General features: G+C 67.4%; 12 protein-coding genes and 1 pseudogene. 9 read left to right on the top strand and 4 right to left on the bottom strand.

The features are described 5' to 3' along the window. Nucleotides 1-6: 6 nt before the first annotated feature. A complete protein-coding gene (locus ACTJJM_RS16355) occupies nt 7-312 on the bottom strand; it encodes a KGG domain-containing protein (RefSeq protein ID WP_100446791.1) in 306 nt (101 codons plus the stop codon). Between the two features lie 244 nt (nt 313-556). Here ACTJJM_RS16355 and ACTJJM_RS16360 point away from each other — a divergent pair, with 244 nt between their 5' ends. Beyond that, nucleotides 557-2,041: a DUF4434 domain-containing protein gene (locus ACTJJM_RS16360; RefSeq protein WP_440865817.1), complete on the top strand. Its 1,485-nt coding sequence runs from the start codon at nt 557-559 to the stop codon at nt 2,039-2,041. 5 nt (nt 2,042-2,046) lie between these two features. Here ACTJJM_RS16360 and ACTJJM_RS16365 read toward each other — a convergent pair whose 3' ends face one another. Continuing rightward, a complete protein-coding gene (locus ACTJJM_RS16365; protein ID WP_049452889.1) occupies nt 2,047-2,511 on the bottom strand; it encodes a MarR family winged helix-turn-helix transcriptional regulator in 465 nt (154 codons plus the stop codon). 50 nt (nt 2,512-2,561) lie between these two features. On the opposite strand from ACTJJM_RS16365, the pseudogene ACTJJM_RS16370 reads away from it, so the two are divergent. The 3 genes and pseudogenes from ACTJJM_RS16370 to ACTJJM_RS16380 all read left to right on the top strand — a co-directional run bounded on the left by ACTJJM_RS16370 (nt 2,562) and on the right by ACTJJM_RS16380 (nt 7,207). Beyond that, a pseudogene (locus tag ACTJJM_RS16370) lies at nt 2,562-3,474 on the top strand (S41 family peptidase). A gap of 98 nt (nt 3,475-3,572) precedes the next feature. After that, the gene (locus ACTJJM_RS16375; RefSeq protein ID WP_049480185.1) at nt 3,573-4,466 is read left to right on the top strand and encodes an NAD-dependent epimerase/dehydratase family protein; all 894 of its coding nucleotides are present in this window, start codon (nt 3,573-3,575) and stop codon (nt 4,464-4,466) included. A gap of 209 nt (nt 4,467-4,675) precedes the next feature. Continuing rightward, a complete protein-coding gene (locus ACTJJM_RS16380) occupies nt 4,676-7,207 on the top strand; it encodes a methyl-accepting chemotaxis protein (protein WP_440865818.1) in 2,532 nt (843 codons plus the stop codon). A 78-nt stretch (nt 7,208-7,285) separates the two neighbouring features. On the opposite strand, the gene ACTJJM_RS16385 is transcribed toward ACTJJM_RS16380, so the two are convergent. After that, nucleotides 7,286-7,672 (bottom strand): DUF2628 domain-containing protein, encoded by a 387-nt coding sequence (locus tag ACTJJM_RS16385; protein ID WP_010481288.1) that lies wholly within the window; start codon nt 7,670-7,672, stop codon nt 7,286-7,288. 213 nt (nt 7,673-7,885) lie between these two features. On the opposite strand from ACTJJM_RS16385, the gene ACTJJM_RS16390 reads away from it, so the two are divergent. Beyond that, on the top strand, nt 7,886-8,056 hold the full coding sequence (locus tag ACTJJM_RS16390; RefSeq protein ID WP_167345305.1) for a hypothetical protein: 171 nt from the start codon (nt 7,886-7,888) through the stop codon (nt 8,054-8,056). Nucleotides 8,057-8,116: 60 nt separating this feature from the next. On the opposite strand, the gene ACTJJM_RS16395 is transcribed toward ACTJJM_RS16390, so the two are convergent. Next, complete coding sequence (locus ACTJJM_RS16395; protein ID WP_440865819.1) at nt 8,117-10,162, bottom strand: TonB-dependent receptor domain-containing protein; 2,046 nt, start codon at nt 10,160-10,162, stop codon at nt 8,117-8,119. 497 nt (nt 10,163-10,659) lie between these two features. Here ACTJJM_RS16395 and mdoH point away from each other — a divergent pair, with 497 nt between their 5' ends. The 4 genes from mdoH to ACTJJM_RS16415 are packed head-to-tail and all read left to right on the top strand — an operon-like array spanning nt 10,660 to nt 15,084. Further along, nucleotides 10,660-12,585, top strand: a complete 1,926-nt coding sequence (gene mdoH / locus ACTJJM_RS16400; protein ID WP_049480181.1) for a glucans biosynthesis glucosyltransferase MdoH — start codon at nt 10,660-10,662, stop codon at nt 12,583-12,585. 50 nt (nt 12,586-12,635) lie between these two features. After that, nucleotides 12,636-13,295, top strand: coding sequence for an alpha/beta hydrolase (locus ACTJJM_RS16405; protein ID WP_100050030.1), 660 nt, complete (start codon nt 12,636-12,638; stop codon nt 13,293-13,295). 3 nt (nt 13,296-13,298) lie between these two features. Further along, on the top strand, nt 13,299-14,342 hold the full coding sequence (locus tag ACTJJM_RS16410; protein ID WP_019338867.1) for a histidine kinase: 1,044 nt from the start codon (nt 13,299-13,301) through the stop codon (nt 14,340-14,342). 10 nt (nt 14,343-14,352) lie between these two features. Beyond that, the gene (locus ACTJJM_RS16415) at nt 14,353-15,084 is read left to right on the top strand and encodes a LytR/AlgR family response regulator transcription factor (RefSeq protein WP_235652194.1); all 732 of its coding nucleotides are present in this window, start codon (nt 14,353-14,355) and stop codon (nt 15,082-15,084) included. Nucleotides 15,085-15,339: the final 255 nt, after the last annotated feature.

The raw sequence follows: 15,339 nt of genomic DNA on the forward strand, positions 1-15,339 counted from the left end.
CAGCGTTCAGCCCTGCTGGCGTTGCGGGCCCTCTGCCGTGCGTTCGATCTCGTGTGGCTGCTGTTGCTGCTGGCGCGCATTGGCGTGGCGAGCGTGCCCACCTTCACGACCGATCGTGGCCATATGCTGGCGGTTGCGGCTGATCGCCTCGCCGCCCTTGCGGCCTGCGACACGTGCTTCGGCCGGACTGAATTCATGCGCGTTGCCGGAGGCATGTGCGGCACGCCCGCCCTTGGCAGCGATCGCGCGCTGCTTGTCCTGGTCCATTGATGCGAAGCCCCGGTTGGAGCTGCGCGGGTTCTGCTCAGTCATGTGAAATCTCCTGCAGTGTGGACGCCGCCTTCGTAGACGGCAGCATCCATGCTTGGCCATCGCACGCTAAGTCCAGGTCGCCATCTTCGCCACGGTTTTCACGCGCCCTGCGCACGGGGCTGATGGCGCAGCCATTCAGGCGGGTGGCGCAACCCGTAAGCGCTTTCGCTCAACCGAGGTCACCGCCGCTGTTGATAGCATGCGCGACAACGCCACTCGCCTGGCCACCACAGGGACGTAGAACATGAACAGGATTGGAGTGATCGCATTGCTGGCCTGTATCGCCCCCGTCCATGCAGCCAGCCCCCTGTTGTCCGGCAGCTTTGTTCACGTCGGCTATTCGGCCACCGACGAACAGCTGCCAGCCGCGCAATTGCCGCTGTTCCTGGATGAACTGCAGGACCTCGGCAACGACACGATCATCCTCGGTCAGGTGCGTGCCACCCGTGCCGGCGTGGGATGCGCCAGCGGTGTGCAGGATTTCGAATGGATTGCCGGCTTTCCCGGCAAGCTCGGCACCGTGCTCGATGCGGCAGCCGCGCGCGGCATGAAGGTCGTGGTGGGCACCACCTACAGTTCGGGGCAGTGCGCCACCTTCTGGCAGGGCCAGAATGCAACGGCCGTGGCACAGGATGCGGCGCAGTCGCTGGCGCAGCTTGGCCAGCAGTACGGATCGCATCCGGCGTTCGCCGGCTGGTACATCACCGACGAGCCGGCACAGGTGCCGATTGATCGCGCACCGTTCTATCGCGCGATCGTGACGGCGCTCAAAGGCAGTACACCCTCGCGGCCGGTGATGGTGGCACCCTACCTGGCGTCATCCAGCGTGGATCCGGTCAGCGTGGGCCGGGCTGCTGCACAGTTCCGTACAGCCACCGGCGTGGACGTGCAGATCTGGCAGGACGGCATCGGTGCTGCCTCGCATGCCCGATTGTTCCAGTGGGATCGCGCGGGTCATTCTACCGAGGCGTACTACGAGGCGCTGTCGGCGGCGCTGGGTGCCAGCGGCCTGTGGGCCGACATCGAACTGTTCAACCATGGCAGCCCCTTGTTCCTGGAGACCGGCAACGGGCTGTCCGGTGCCTATCGCCCAGCCTCGGTGCAGCGCATCAACCAGCAGTTGTGGAGTGCGCGTTCGGCCGGCAAGCGCGTTGCCTGGCTCAACCAGTACCACATGTCCGAGGTGGTCGGCCCCGGCCAGGGGTATGGCGAATCGCCGCGGATGATGAACACCTATCGCGGGTTGTATGGCCTCGGTGCGTCCTACAGTGTCGATCCGGTGCAGACCACCTACAGCTACAGCACGGCGCCGGACGCAAACTATCCCGACAGCACCGGGCATGAACTGTTCGATCGCCGGGTGGGGGATCCGCGCAACCCGATGGATGCCGGCTGGGTGGGCGTGCACGGCAATGTCAGCATCACCATCGACCTCGGCCAGCGCCGGCGGGTGGACTGGATCGGCCTGCACACGATGACCCGCCCGGCCTGGGGCATCGTCACGCCGACGTCGGTGGAGGTGATGTGCGCTGAGCCGGGCTCTGCCGCAACCCGCATCGGCGTGCTGTCGGCGCCATTCACCCAGGCCGGGCTGAGCGGTTCGACCGAAGAGGAATACGTGCTGGGCAATGCCGCGCCGCTGGCCGCGCAGTGCCGCACGCTCGAGCTGCGGTTGGCCAATGGCAGCTGGACCTTCCTCAGTGAAATCGAGATGGCAGCCGAACAGTAGGTGCCTCAGCGCTGGGGTGTGTCGCGCAGTCGCTGCGCGAACGGCCGCTGCTCAAGCGCCTGCAGTGCGTCGCGCAGCACCTGCTCCAACGACTGTCCAAGATCGGCATCGAGGCTGCGCGCCGCGCGAGCCGTGGCCTGCCACTGCGTCTGCAGCGCCGGCAGCGCCTGCAGTGCGCGCGGGCTCAACTGCAGGATGCGCTCACGGCTGTCTTCACCGACCGCAGCGTGCAGCCAACCGTCGCGCACCATCGCTGAAACCGTCTGGCTGAGTGCCGAATGGCTGAGCCCGCAGGCCAGTGCGAGGTCCTTGATGCGGCAGGGGCCCTGCGCCATCAGCGTGCGCAGCACCGGGGTGTAGCGCGGCCGGTAGTCCAGCTTCAGGTCGCGGTAGGCCTGCTCGACCGCCGGGTCGAGCTGGTCGAGCAGGGCCCGCAGCAGCGTTCCCAGGGAGGCATGTTGGAGATCCATGGTCGCGATGATATATAAGCACTTACATATCATCAACGTGGAGTGCGGTCATGGTGGTTTCGTGGATGCTGGGCGCGCTGCTGGCGGCGTCCTGCCCGGCCCAGGACGCGGTGCTGCAGGCGGCGGCCACGGCGATACAGGCGCAGTACCTGGACGTGGCCGAAGGCGCGCGCATTGCCGAGGTGGTGCGCGGCTGGTCCGCCCAGCAGCGCTATGCGGACAGCTGCGCGGACCCGAAGGTGTTCAGCGCACGCCTGAACCAGGACCTGGACGTGTTCGATGGCCACTTCCATGTCGAGCGGGTGGATGCCAGCGCCGGCCAGGATGACTGGCTGATGGCCTGGCGCGCGGATGCACGCAGCAATGGTGCGGGCGTGCGCGAGGTGCGGGTGCTGGAAGGCAACATCGGCTACCTGCGCCTGAGCACCTTCTATCCGCTCGATCTGGCCCGGCCGAAGCTGGCCGCGGCCTTCACCCTGCTGGCCGACACCGATGGCCTGGTGCTCGATCTGCGCCAGAACGGGGGGGGGGGATGACGGCAGTGCGGACCTGCTGGTGCGGACCCTGCTGGCGGCGGAGATCACCCAGGTGCAGTCACTGCAACAACGTGGCCAACGCAGTCCGGTACCGTTGCCACCGGCGAGCCTGGGGCTGTACCTGAAGCCGCTGGTGGTGCTGATCGACCGCCGCACCGGCTCGGCCGCCGAATTCGTCGCGTACTCGCTGCAGGCGCAGGGGCGGGCACGTGTCGTTGGGAGTCGAAGTGGCGGCGCGGCACATATGTTCGATGATCCTGTGCTGCTGCCGGATGGCTATCAGATCAGCATTCCCGACCGGCAGCCGATCAACCTTCGTACCGGAACCAACTGGGAAGGTACCGGGGTCACGCCTGATGCGGCAGGCGGTGACGATCCGCTGTTCGTCGCCCGGCAGCTGCTGGCCCGATCGGCATCGCCAAAATGAACGCACAATTGCAACCGCGCCCTATCGCAGACGACATGCAGCGTGCCTAGAATCGAAGCATCCCGGTAGTTCCCGGGCGCTTCGAGTGAATGGACTCAATGAAGATTCTGTTGACCGGCAGTTCCGGGCGGATCGGGCGTGCGATCTTCGGCGCGCTGGCGGCGGCCCACGAAGTGGTGGGGCTGGATCGCAGCCCATTTGCCACCACCCGCATCATTGCCGATGTCACCGATCGTCAGGCCGTGACGCGGGCGGTGCAGGGGGTCGATGCGGTGATCCATACCGCCGCCCTGCACGCACCTCATGTCGGCCTGGTGCCGGATGCGGTATTCCAGCAGATCAATGTGGAGGCGACCGCACACCTGTTGCAGGCTGCCCGCGAGGCCGGTGCACGCCGCTTCGTGCTGACCAGCACCACGGCGCTGTATGGCCATGCGGTAGTGGCGGGCGGATGCCGCTGGATCGATGAAGATACCGAGCCGTTGCCGCGCACGATCTACCATCGCAGCAAGCTGCAGGCAGAGGCGTTGGCCGAAGCCGCTGCGGCACCGGGCTTCAGCGTGCGCGTGCTGCGCATGGCCCGCTGCTTCCCCGAGCCACCGGAGCGGATGGCGATGTTCCGCCTGCACCGCGGCATCGACGCGCGCGACGTGGCCAGTGCACATGCCGCGCTGCTGCACGATGAGGGCGCTGCCTTCGCACGCTATATTGCCTGCGCACCGACACCGTTCCTGCGCGAGGATTGCCTGGAACTGGCGACCCAGCCCCGCCGGGTGCTGGCCCGCCGCGCCCCGCTGCTGCTGGCCGAGTTCGAGCGCCGCGGCTGGCCGCTGCCGTTGAGCATCGACCGCGTCTACGACAGTGCACTGATGCGCAGCACACTGGGCTGGCAGCCGCGCTTCGGCCCGGACGACGTGCTGCAGCAGTACGCGGCTGGCAGCATCGAGGTGCTGCCTCGGGCGCAGTGGATCAAGGATCGGGTTGCCGAATAGGACGGAACGGGGCGGGTTCCTGACCCGACCCTGAGCAGGTTCAGGAATGTGCAGGCGGAGCGCCTCAACCTCGTTCGCAGGCGGCCGCTAACCCGGTGCGCTTCCTGCGCCGGGCGGGTCCCGGCGGCCGGTGGCCTGCGCGACGGATCGCGCACCTGCGCGGTGCCCTCGCGGCGCCGGTCGTCCTGAACTGCCTTGCGGACCCTTCCATGCATTCTCCCCGTTCCGCCGCTGCCCGCCGCCCGGGCAGCATCGCCCACAAGCTGATGCTGGGCACCGCTGCGATCGCGCTGCTGTGCTTCGGTCTGACCGCGTTCCTGATCTACCGCCAGGCCAGCGCCAGCCTGATCGATGCCTCGCGCCAGACCATGGCCAGCGAAGCCACCGCCGAAGCCCGCCAGGTCGCGGCGGATCTGGGCACCGCCTTTGCAAGCAACGACGCCATGGTCGAGGCCGTGCTCGCCCAGCGTGCGCGGGGTGACGCGCCTGATCGCGCCAGCCTGGCGGCCGTGCTGGGCGAGCAGCTGCGCAGCCATCCCGAATGGCTGGGCAAGAGCACCATGTGGGAAGCCGACGCCTTCGATGGCAAGGATGCCGAGTTCGCCAATGCCGAGATGCACGATGCCAGCGGCCGCTACATGAGCTACTGGGCCTGGCATGACGGCAAGCCACAGCAGTCGACCATGACCGACTACACCGAAGCCGCTGACGGCTCGGCCGACTGGTACGTGGTGCCCAGCCGCGACAAGCTGCCCAAGGTCAGTGAACCTTATGCCTACGACATCGCCGGCCAGCAGGTGCTGATGAGCACGCTGAGCACTCCGATCATCGAGAACGGCACGTTCCTCGGTGTGTTCACCGTGGACTTCTCGCTGGCGGCGCTGCAGAAGCACCTGGCCACGCTGAAGCCGATGGGCGCCGGGCGCGTTGAACTGCTCTCGCCGAACGGCGTGGTGCTGGCTTCGGCGAACGCCGCCGAGATCGGCAAGCCGCGCAACGACGCATTGACCCGCAGCATGCTGGCCGACATCGCCGCCGACCGCCGGTTCGAAGCCTTCACTCCGGATGCGGCAGGCAACGTGCGCGTGTACGTGCCGCTGCGCGTGGGCGATGCGCCGCAGCGCTTCGCGCTGGGCGTGGTGATGCCACACGCGGTGATCGTGGCCGAGGCGCGCCAGCTGCTGTGGCTGACCCTGCTGGTTGGCGTTGTGGCCGCGCTGACGCTGAGTGTGGGTGTCTATGTGCTGCTGCGCCGGTTGGCGATCCGCCCACTGGCCGAAGCCGTGCGCGTGGCCGGCGACGTCGCCGCAGGCAAGCTGGACAGCACCCTGCCGGCACGCAGCAACGACGAAGTGGGCCGCCTGCTGGATGCGATGCAGGGCATGCGGGGTCAGCTGCAGTCGGTGATGGCGGCGCAGGCGGAGATGGCGCGTCGCCATGACGCCGGCGAAATCAGCTACCGCATGGACGCCGCGGCGTTCCCGGGCGAGTACGGCCGGATGGTGGCCGACAGCAACCAGCTGGTGGCCTCCAGCAACGCCGTCACCCAGCGTCTGGTCGACGTGATGCAGCGTTATGCGGTGGGTGACCTGAGCGTGGACATGGAAGCGCTGCCGGGCGAGAAGGCGGTGTTCACCGCTGCGATGGCCACCACCAAGAGCAACCTGGCGGCGATCAACGATCAGATCCAGCAGCTGGCCGCCGCCGCCGCCGCCGGCGACTTCGCGGTGCGCGGCGACACGCTGCGCTTCGACCACGACTTCCGCCGCATGGTGGAAACCCTCAACACCATGATGCAGGTCAGCGACCACAACCTGGCCGAGCTGTCGACGCTGCTGCGCGCGATCGCCGCAGGCGATCTCAGCGCGCGCATGCAGGGCGACTTCCACGGTGTGTTCGCGGTGATGCGCGACGATGCCAACAGCACCGTGCAGCAGCTGACCCAGATCGTCGGCCAGATCCAGCAGTCGGCGGCCAGCATCCGCCTGGCGGCGGGTGAGATTGCCGCGGGCAACAGTGACCTGTCGCGCCGTACCGAGCAGCAGGCAGCGAACCTGGAAGAGACCGCGGCCTCGATGGAGGAGCTGACCTCCACGGTGCGCCAGAATGCCGACCACGCGCTGCAGGCCAACGCCCTGGCCGGCTCCGCAGCGGGTGTGGCCAGCGAAGGCGGGCAGGTGGTCAGCCAGGTGGTGCAGACCATGGAGCAGATCGAATCCTCTTCGCAGCGCATTGTCGAGATCATTTCGGTGATCGATGGCATCGCGTTCCAGACCAACATCCTGGCGTTGAACGCGGCGGTGGAAGCGGCGCGTGCCGGTGAACAGGGCCGTGGCTTCGCCGTGGTCGCCAGCGAAGTGCGCGCGCTGGCACAGCGCTCGGCGGGCGCTGCGAAGGAAATCAAAGCGCTGATCGACGCCTCGGTGGCGCAGGTCGGTGCCGGTGCGCAGCTGGTGCACGGCGCGGGCCGCACCATGCAGGAGATCGTGGGTCAGGTCGGTCGGGTCAACGAGATCATGGCCGAGATCTCGGCCGCGTCACGCGAACAGTCGGCCGGCATCGAGCAGGTCAACCAGACCGTAGTGCAGATGGACGAGACCACCCAGCAGAACGCCGCGCTGGTGGAGGAAGCCACTGCCGCCGCGCGTGCGATGGAAGAACAGGCCGAGCAGCTGGCGGTGGCGGTCTCGCGCTTCCGCCTGCAGGCCGAGCCGGTGGCCACGGCTCGCCGCGCGGCCTGATCCCGCAAACGAAGACGCCCGGCGGGGGCCGGGCGTCGATTGCATCCTTGCCGCGCATCCCTGCGCAGTTCTGAGGGCTCAGAACATGCCTTCAAACGGGTTCCAGCTGGTGCGTCCTTCCACCTTCTCCAGGTAGTAGCTGTAGTTGGTGCTGGAGGCGACGAGCAGGTTCATGGCGATGAACAGCATGCGCCCCACCACGTCCGGAAGGAACATGGTGATGATGGCGAGCACGATGTTGATGCCGATCAACACCAGTGCCTTGCGCCACATGCCCAGGATCAACAGGTAGATGGCGCCGAAGAACAACGCAAAGAAGTTCAGGTTGATCTTCAGGCGGTCACCGAAGGACAGCGCCTTCCAGGCCTGCTTGAAGCCGGGATTCTTGGGGGCGCCGTGCTGGCGGAAGAAGTTGAAGCGGAACTGCCACTTCGGGCTGAACTGGGACAGGTCAGTGGTATTCATGGGAAACATCCCTGTTGGAAAACGTTTTCATGATAGGACAAGTCCTATTCAGGATCCAAGCTTCGGCGTCAAAAATGTGACGCCCGCCTTGTTCCTTGTGGTGCGGCGGGGCGCCGCACCGTCACCCATCCGCCTTGTTTTTAGGATAGGGTGCGCAGTTCCGCTGCTGCCCCAGCTGAACCCGGGTGGCGGCGGGATGTCCATGGAGGTTGCATGACCACACCTGCTACACCGGAAAACGCACCGGGACCGGTGCTCCTGCCGACACCTGAAGTGGTGCAGGCTCAACAACTGCTCGCACGCCAGCAACTGGCGGTAGCGATGGACCGTGCACGCACGGCCGCTACGCAGAACGCGGCCGCGGCCGCGCTGGAAAGCGAGTAATCCGCAACACCGCCGATCGCGCTGGCGTGCTGCCAGCGCGATCGCGGCGCGCGCCGCCGGTCAGAACCGCGCTGTCATGCTCATGAAGTAGCTGCGCCCGGCCACGAAGTAGTCGGTGGAGCCTTCGGCATACAGCTTCTTGTCGGCCAGGTTGCTGACGCCGCCACGCAGGGTCAGTACCTCGTTGACGTTCCAGGCCGCGGTCAGGTCATACAACGTGTAGGCCTTGAGGAAGGTCGTCGCCGTGCCGGTCTGCTTGCCGGTGTACTGCGCCGACAGACTGCTGGAAAACACCGTACTGGGCGTCCAGTCCAGCGACGAATAGCCAGAGAATTCCGGGGTATCGATCAGGTTGCGGCCGGTGGTCAGGTTCTTGGCTTCCTTCATCCAGGTCGCCGAGGTGCGCCAGCGCCAGTGCTCGCCGAAGCGGAAATTGAGGTTGCCTTCCATGCCGCTGGTGCGTGCGCGCTGTACGTTGCTCATGCGCGTCCACCAGATGCCGTTGAAGTTGCCCAGGGGCGCGTACTCGATCTTGTTCCTGAAGTCGGTATGGAAGTAGGTCAGGCCCGCATCGACCAGGTCGTTGTCGAAGCTGATGCCGATCTCGCGGTTGGTGCTGGTTTCCGGGTCCAGGTCCGGGTTGCCGGCCATGTAGCAGCCGCCGCGGGTGTAGCCCAGCGGGATCAGCGAGGTGCAGCCTCGGCCGCCGGACTGGGTGGCGGCGGTGGCCGAATTCTCGGTCAGGCTGGGTGCGCGGAAGCCTTTGGAAACGCCACCTCGGATCGTCCACTGCTCGGCCGGATGCCAGACCAGGTAGGCACGCGGGCTGACGTGGCCGCCGAACTTCTCATGGTGATCCAGACGTGCGCCGAGGGTCAGCGCCAAGGTGCGGTGCAGCTTCAGTTCGTCTTCGACGAACAGGGCCCAGGTATCCACTTCCAGATCGGAGCCGCTGACGGCATTGCCGGCATAGTCGATCGGCGCGCGGCCGATGGTGTCGGTGTTGGTCAGTTCCTGGCGCTTCCATTGGCCGCCCACGGCGAACTGGTGTTCAACCCCCAGGGTGAAGGGCGTGGTCAGGCTGCCCTCGATGATCGTATCGGTGGCTTCGGAGCGGCCTGTGGCACCGATGTCGTTCTTGTACTCGGTCCAGTACGCACTGATCTTCGAGTTGCCGAAGCTCCATTTGCCGTCGTGGTTGAGCGCCAGCGAACTGCGCTTGAGTTCGCTGGCACCCCAGGCGCCTTCGTCCTGCTTCTCCAGAGAGGCATCGATGAAGGCCTGCTGCACGCCATGGCCGGCTTCCAGCGACAGTTCCTGCGCATCGCTGAGCTTCCACTGCAGCAGCGCGTCGACGTTGCGGTCCTTCTCGCCGGCGTAGGCGTTGCCGTAGACACCGCCGTTGGAGCGGTCCGAGTCGCGGCGCATGCTGTTGGCACCGATACGCAGGCCGAAGCGTTCGCCGAGCGGGCCGGAGAAGGTCGCACCGATCTGCTGGGTATCACCGCGCTTGTCATCGCCGGGGCGGGTATAGCTGTGCGTTGCGCTGCCGCTCCAGTCATCGCCGATGCGCCGGGTGATGATGTTGATCACGCCGCCCATGGCGTCGGAGCCGTACAGCGACGACATCGGTCCGCGCACCACTTCGATGCGCTCGATCTGGTCGGGCGAGATCCAGTTCAGATCCTGGCGGCCGAGGTCGGGGCGGTAGTTGGTCGAGGCCGAGCTGCCCATGCGCTTGCCGTCCACCAGCACCAGCGTGTAATTGGACGGCATGCCGCGCAGCTTGATCTTGGACTGCTCGCCGACCGCACTGAGGCCACCGGTCACGCCCGGCACGCGGCTGAGCAGGGTGGCCAGGTCGTGCACCGGCTGGCGCTCGATGTCCTCGCGGCTGATCACGCTGATGCTGGCCGGCGCATCCTTGATCCATTGCTGGTTGCCCGAGGCGGTGACCACCACGGTATCCAGATCCTTGGTGGAGGCATCGGCGCTGGCCTCTGCGGCGGCCAGGCCGGGCAGGGCCAGCAGGCAGGCGGTGGCCAGGGCACTGGCCAGGCGGGTGCGCGGCAGGCGCGCGGAACGGGAACGGAACAGGTGGGACATGACGGCTTCCATCGGATGAGGGGGACCGGATGGAAGCAACGGGCGCAAGCAGACAAGCAGGCAGGCCCCCCCTTCCATGGGTCGTTGGGCGCGCGGCTCGAACCGGCGCAGCTGGGTGGGTCTCGGCCGTGCGGAAGACGGTGACCTGCCTGGTTAATGAAATGATAACCGTTCGCGTTTGTTACGATCCAGTACCTGGGGCGACCAAGTGACATCCGTACCCACGCCCCGGCACTCGCCTGCTGTTTGCTGAATGGGGATAAATCCCGGCGTAGACCTTCGCACTCGGCTTACATCCGGCGCCCTAGACTGAGCCGCATTTTCGATTCCGCCCCGTTGGAGATCGTGTGGGTTCCGGTAGTGACAGACAGCGACTGCGTGGCGTGAGGCCGACGCAGCCAGGACAAGTGCGGGCGCCGGGAAAGCGCGCCGGGAACCTTGGTGCATGCAGCCCGGCCGGGATGGCCGGCCGTGCCGACTGCGCGGAGTAGGCGGCAATGGGGGTGCAGACCATCCATGCGGAAGCAGATACGTCCCGGCGTGATGCCGGCTGGACGCTGCTGCCGGCCGAATCGCCGTTGCAGATGCCCGAGCAGACCCTGCGCGAAGGCCAACTGAAGGTTCGCCGCCACCGCACCTCGCCGCGACTGATCGGCCTGCGCCGGTTCTACATCTTCGGCGGCACGCTGGCGATGACCGCCATCGCCACCCGGATGATGTGGCGGGTGCTGTCGGCCAATGGCATCAGCGTGCTCGAAGCCTGCCTGCTGGTCCTGTTTGTCGGCCTGTTTGCCTGGATCGCGCTGTCTTTCGCCAGTGCAGTGGCCGGCTTCCTGACTGCCGTGTTCGACCGGGGTTACCGCCTCGGCATCGACCCGGACAAGCCGCTGCCGGCGGTGCACAGCCGCACCGCGCTGCTGATGCCGACCTACAACGAAGACCCGCGCCGGCTGCTGGCCGGCCTGCAGGCGATCTACGAGTCGGTGGCCGCCACCGGCCAGCTCGACCGGTTCGACTTCTTTGTGCTCAGTGATACCCGCCGCGAAGACATCGCACGGGCCGAGGAGCAGGTGTTCGCCGAACTGCGCGAGCGCGTGACCGATGGCCAGGCGCGGCTGTTCTACCGCCGCCGTGGCGACAACAGCGGGCGCAAGGCCGGCAACATCGCCGACTGGGTCCGTCGCTTCGGCGGCGCCTACCCGCAGATGCTGATCCTCGACGCCGACAGCCTGATGACCGGCGACAGCATCGTGCGCCTGGTCGCGGGCATGGAACACAACGCCGATGTCGGCCTGATCCAGACCCTGCCGTCGGTGATCGGTGGGCGCACCCTGTTCGCGCGCATGCAGCAGTTCGGCGGCCGCGTGTACGGTCCGGTGATCGCCCGCGGTGTGGCCTGGTGGCACGGTGCCGAGAGCAATTACTGGGGGCACAACGCCATCATCCGCACCCGCGCCTTCGCCGATCAGGCCGGGCTGCCGGCGCTGCCGGGGCGCAAGCCGTTCGGTGGCCACGTCCTCAGCCATGACTTCGTCGAAGCGGCGCTGATGCGTCGGGGCGGCTGGGCCGCGCACATGGTGCCGTACCTGGGGGGCAGCTATGAAGAAGGTCCGCCGACGCTGACCGATCTGCTGGTGCGCGACCGCCGCTGGTGCCAGGGCAACCTGCAGCACGGCAAGGTGGTCGGCAGCCGCGGCCTGCACTGGATCAGCCGCATGCACATGCTGATCGGCATCGGTCATTACTTCACCGCGCCGATGTGGGCGATGCTGATGCTGATCGGCATCGCCATCCCGTTGTTCCAGGAAGGCATCGATTTCAACGCCCTGCTGCACCTGTCACCCAGCGTGTACTGGCGGGCCCAGGACGAGGAACAGGTGGTGCGCCTGTTCGCGGCGACCATGGCGGTGCTGCTGCTGCCCAAGGTGCTGGGTTACCTGGCGATGCTGCTGGACCCGGTCGACCGCCGCGGGTGTGGCGGCGCGCTGCGCGCGTTCGTCTCGATGCTGGTGGAAACCGTATTGGCGGCACTGATGGCACCGGTGGTGATGTACGTGCAGTCGCGCGGCGTGGCGGAAGTGCTGTCCGGCCGCGATTCCGGCTGGGACGCACAGCAGCGCGACGATGGCGGCATCTCGTGGTTGGCGCTGATCCGCGGCTACGGCGGCCTGGGCGTGTTCGGTGCCTTCATGGGCGTGCTGGCCTGGGCGGTATCGCCCTCGCTGGCCGCGTGGATGGCGCCGGTGGTGATCGGCATGGTGCTGGCGGTACCGGTGGTGGCGCTGACGTCTTCGCGCGGCCCGGGTGCCTTCCTGCATCGCCTCGGCCTGCTCGATATTCCCGAGGAGAACATCCCGCCGCCGGTGCTGGTACGCGCCGCGCAGCTGCGACGGGAAGCCGCCGAACAACCGCCGCTGTACTGATCGTCCCGCGGCAGCGGCATAATGCGGCTCGAACTTGAAGGAGCCGCATCATGCTGCAAACGGTGGAACAGGAAACCGGCGCCTCGCCGCAGTGGTCGGTGATCTGGCTGCACGGCCTCGGCGCCGACGGCCACGACTTCGCACCGATCGTGCCGGAGCTGGTGCGTCCGCATTGGCCGGCGCTGCGCTTCGTGTTCCCGCATGCACCGGTGCGGCCGATCACGATCAACAACGGCGTGCCGATGCGTGGCTGGTACGACATCGTCGGCATGGATTTCCGTTCGCGCGCCGACATGGCCGGCGTGCAGGAATCGGTGGTGCAGCTGGATGCGCTGATTGCGCGGGAGGTCGAGCGCGGCATCGCGCCGGAGAAGATCTTCCTGGCCGGCTTCTCGCAGGGGGGCGCGATCATCCTGACCGCCGCGCTGTCACGCACCGCGCCACTGGCTGGCCTGATCGCACTGTCCACCTACCTGCCGGAAGCCGAGAGCGCCAAGCGCGTTGACGGAGCGGTGCAGGTGCCGGTGTTCATGGCCCATGGCAGCAGCGACCCGGTGATTCCGCAGGCGGTGGCCGTACACAGCGCGCAGGCCCTGCAGGCGCTGGGCCTGGAGGTGGAATGGCACAGCTACCCGATGGCCCACCAGGTCTGCGCCGAAGAGATTCAGGCGCTGGGTGACTGGTTGCAGGAACGCCTGGGCGCTGCCTGAGCCATGTCAGCGGCCAGCGCCCCGCCCTGGATGCCGGAACTGTGCCGCCTGCCGCGGCTGGCGGCGATGCTCGGCCTGGCCGAACTGGTGGTGGTGGTGCTGGCCCTGGCCCCGGATGGCAGCCGCCACTGGACCGTGGGCGAACTGCTGTCGGCCAGTGGTTTCGCGCTGTGGCTGGCGCTGGCCGTAACGGCCAGCCTGTGCCTGCTGCGGAACGCGTTGTCGAGGTTGCCACAGGTCCTGGGGGCGGTCTCGGCCATCGCACTGGCGACGCTGATCGCGGTGGTCTGCGCGGGCATCGTGCATGCCCTGTACGCGGTGCTTGGCGACAACTTCGCCCGCGGCATCAGCTTCTGGCGCTTCACGCTGGGCAGCGCCGCGACGACGGCGCTGATCACGGCGTTGGCCCTGCGCTACTTCTATGTGAGTGATCGCTGGGCCGCGCAGGTACAGGCCAACGCACGCGCACAGGCCGACGCGCTGCAGGCGCGGATCCGCCCGCATTTCCTGTTCAACAGCATGAACCTGATCGCCAGCCTGCTGCATCGCGACCCGGTGGTGGCCGAGCGGGCGGTGCTGGACCTGTCCGATCTGTTCCGTGCCGCGCTGGGGGCGGGCGAGGGCAATTCCACCCTGCGTGACGAATGCGAGCTGGCCGAGCGCTATCTGTCGATCGAATCACTTCGACTGGGCGAGCGCCTGCAGGTGCGCTGGCAACGCGACGAGCCACTGCCCTGGGATCTTCCCCTGCCTCGCCTGGTACTGCAGCCGCTGGTGGAGAACGCCGTGCTGCATGGCATCTCGCGGCTGCCCGAGGGTGGGACCATCGAGCTGCAGCTGGCGCGCGAGGGCAACGAGCTGCAGATCCGCGTGCGTAATCCGGCGCCCGATCCGCAGGCCCCCGGGCTGGCCCTGGCGCGCGGTGCCGGCCATGCCCAGCACAGCATCGGCCATCGGCTGGCCTGGCGCTTCGGCAGCGCCGCGCGGATGACGGCTGGCTGGAGCGAGGGCTACTATGCCTGCCAGGTGACAGTGCCGATCCAGTGAGGGAGCGATCGTGAGGGTAGTCATCGCCGATGACGAACCGCTGGCGCGCGAGCGCCTGCGCAGCCTGTTGGCCGCGCAGGACGGCGTGGATGTGGTGGCCGAGGCCGGCAACGGCGAGCAGGCCCTGCACGCGTGCGCGGAGCTGCAGCCGGACCTGGTCCTGCTGGATATCGCCATGCCCGGGCTGGATGGGCTGGAAGCGGCCCGCCACCTGGCCAGCTTCGAGCCACGCCCGGCGGTGGTGTTCTGCACTGCCTACGACGCGCATGCACTGTCGGCCTTCGAAGCGGCAGCGATCGATTACCTGATGAAGCCGGTGCGTGCCGAGCGCCTGGCTGCAGCGATCGCACGCGCACGCACGTTCCTGGCTGGCCGCGACGGCCAGCCGCAGGACCGCCGCGGGCAGCAGGCCCGCAGCATGCTGTGCGCGCGCCTGCGCGGCAGCCTGCGCCTGATTCCGCTGGACGACATCCACTACCTGCAGGCCGAAGAGAAGTACGTGGTGGTGCACCACGCACGCGGCGAAGACCTGATCGAGGAGTCGCTGAAGTCGCTGGAGGAGGAGTTCGCCAGCCGCTTCATCCGCATCCATCGCAACTGCCTGGTGGCACGCCATGAGCTGGTGGAGCTGCGTCGAGGCACGGGCGGCCAGGTGCAGGCGATGCTGCGGCATGGCAAGCAGCCGCTGGAAGTCAGCCGCCGCTGCGTGGCGACGTTGAAGCAGGAATTGCGGCATCTGTGAGTGTTCCGCGCGGCCTGCGGCCGCGACTGCTTGCGAGCAACATCGAAAGCAACAGCAACAGCAACAGCAACAGCAACAGCAACAGCAACAGCAACAGCGCTTCATGGCTCGGTGTTGCTACGTGCTGGGCCGGGCCGGGGTGGGGGCGCGGGACACGCCGTAAACCCATCCATGGGGGCTCGATGGCGCCTTGCTCGTGCGCGCTGTCCTGCGCACACGGCAAGACCGGGGTTGGGCGTCCTGCCCAACCCGCCC

This window comes from Stenotrophomonas sp. 22692 (assembly GCF_052045015.1).
Taxonomy (GTDB): domain Bacteria; phylum Pseudomonadota; class Gammaproteobacteria; order Xanthomonadales; family Xanthomonadaceae; genus Stenotrophomonas; species Stenotrophomonas geniculata.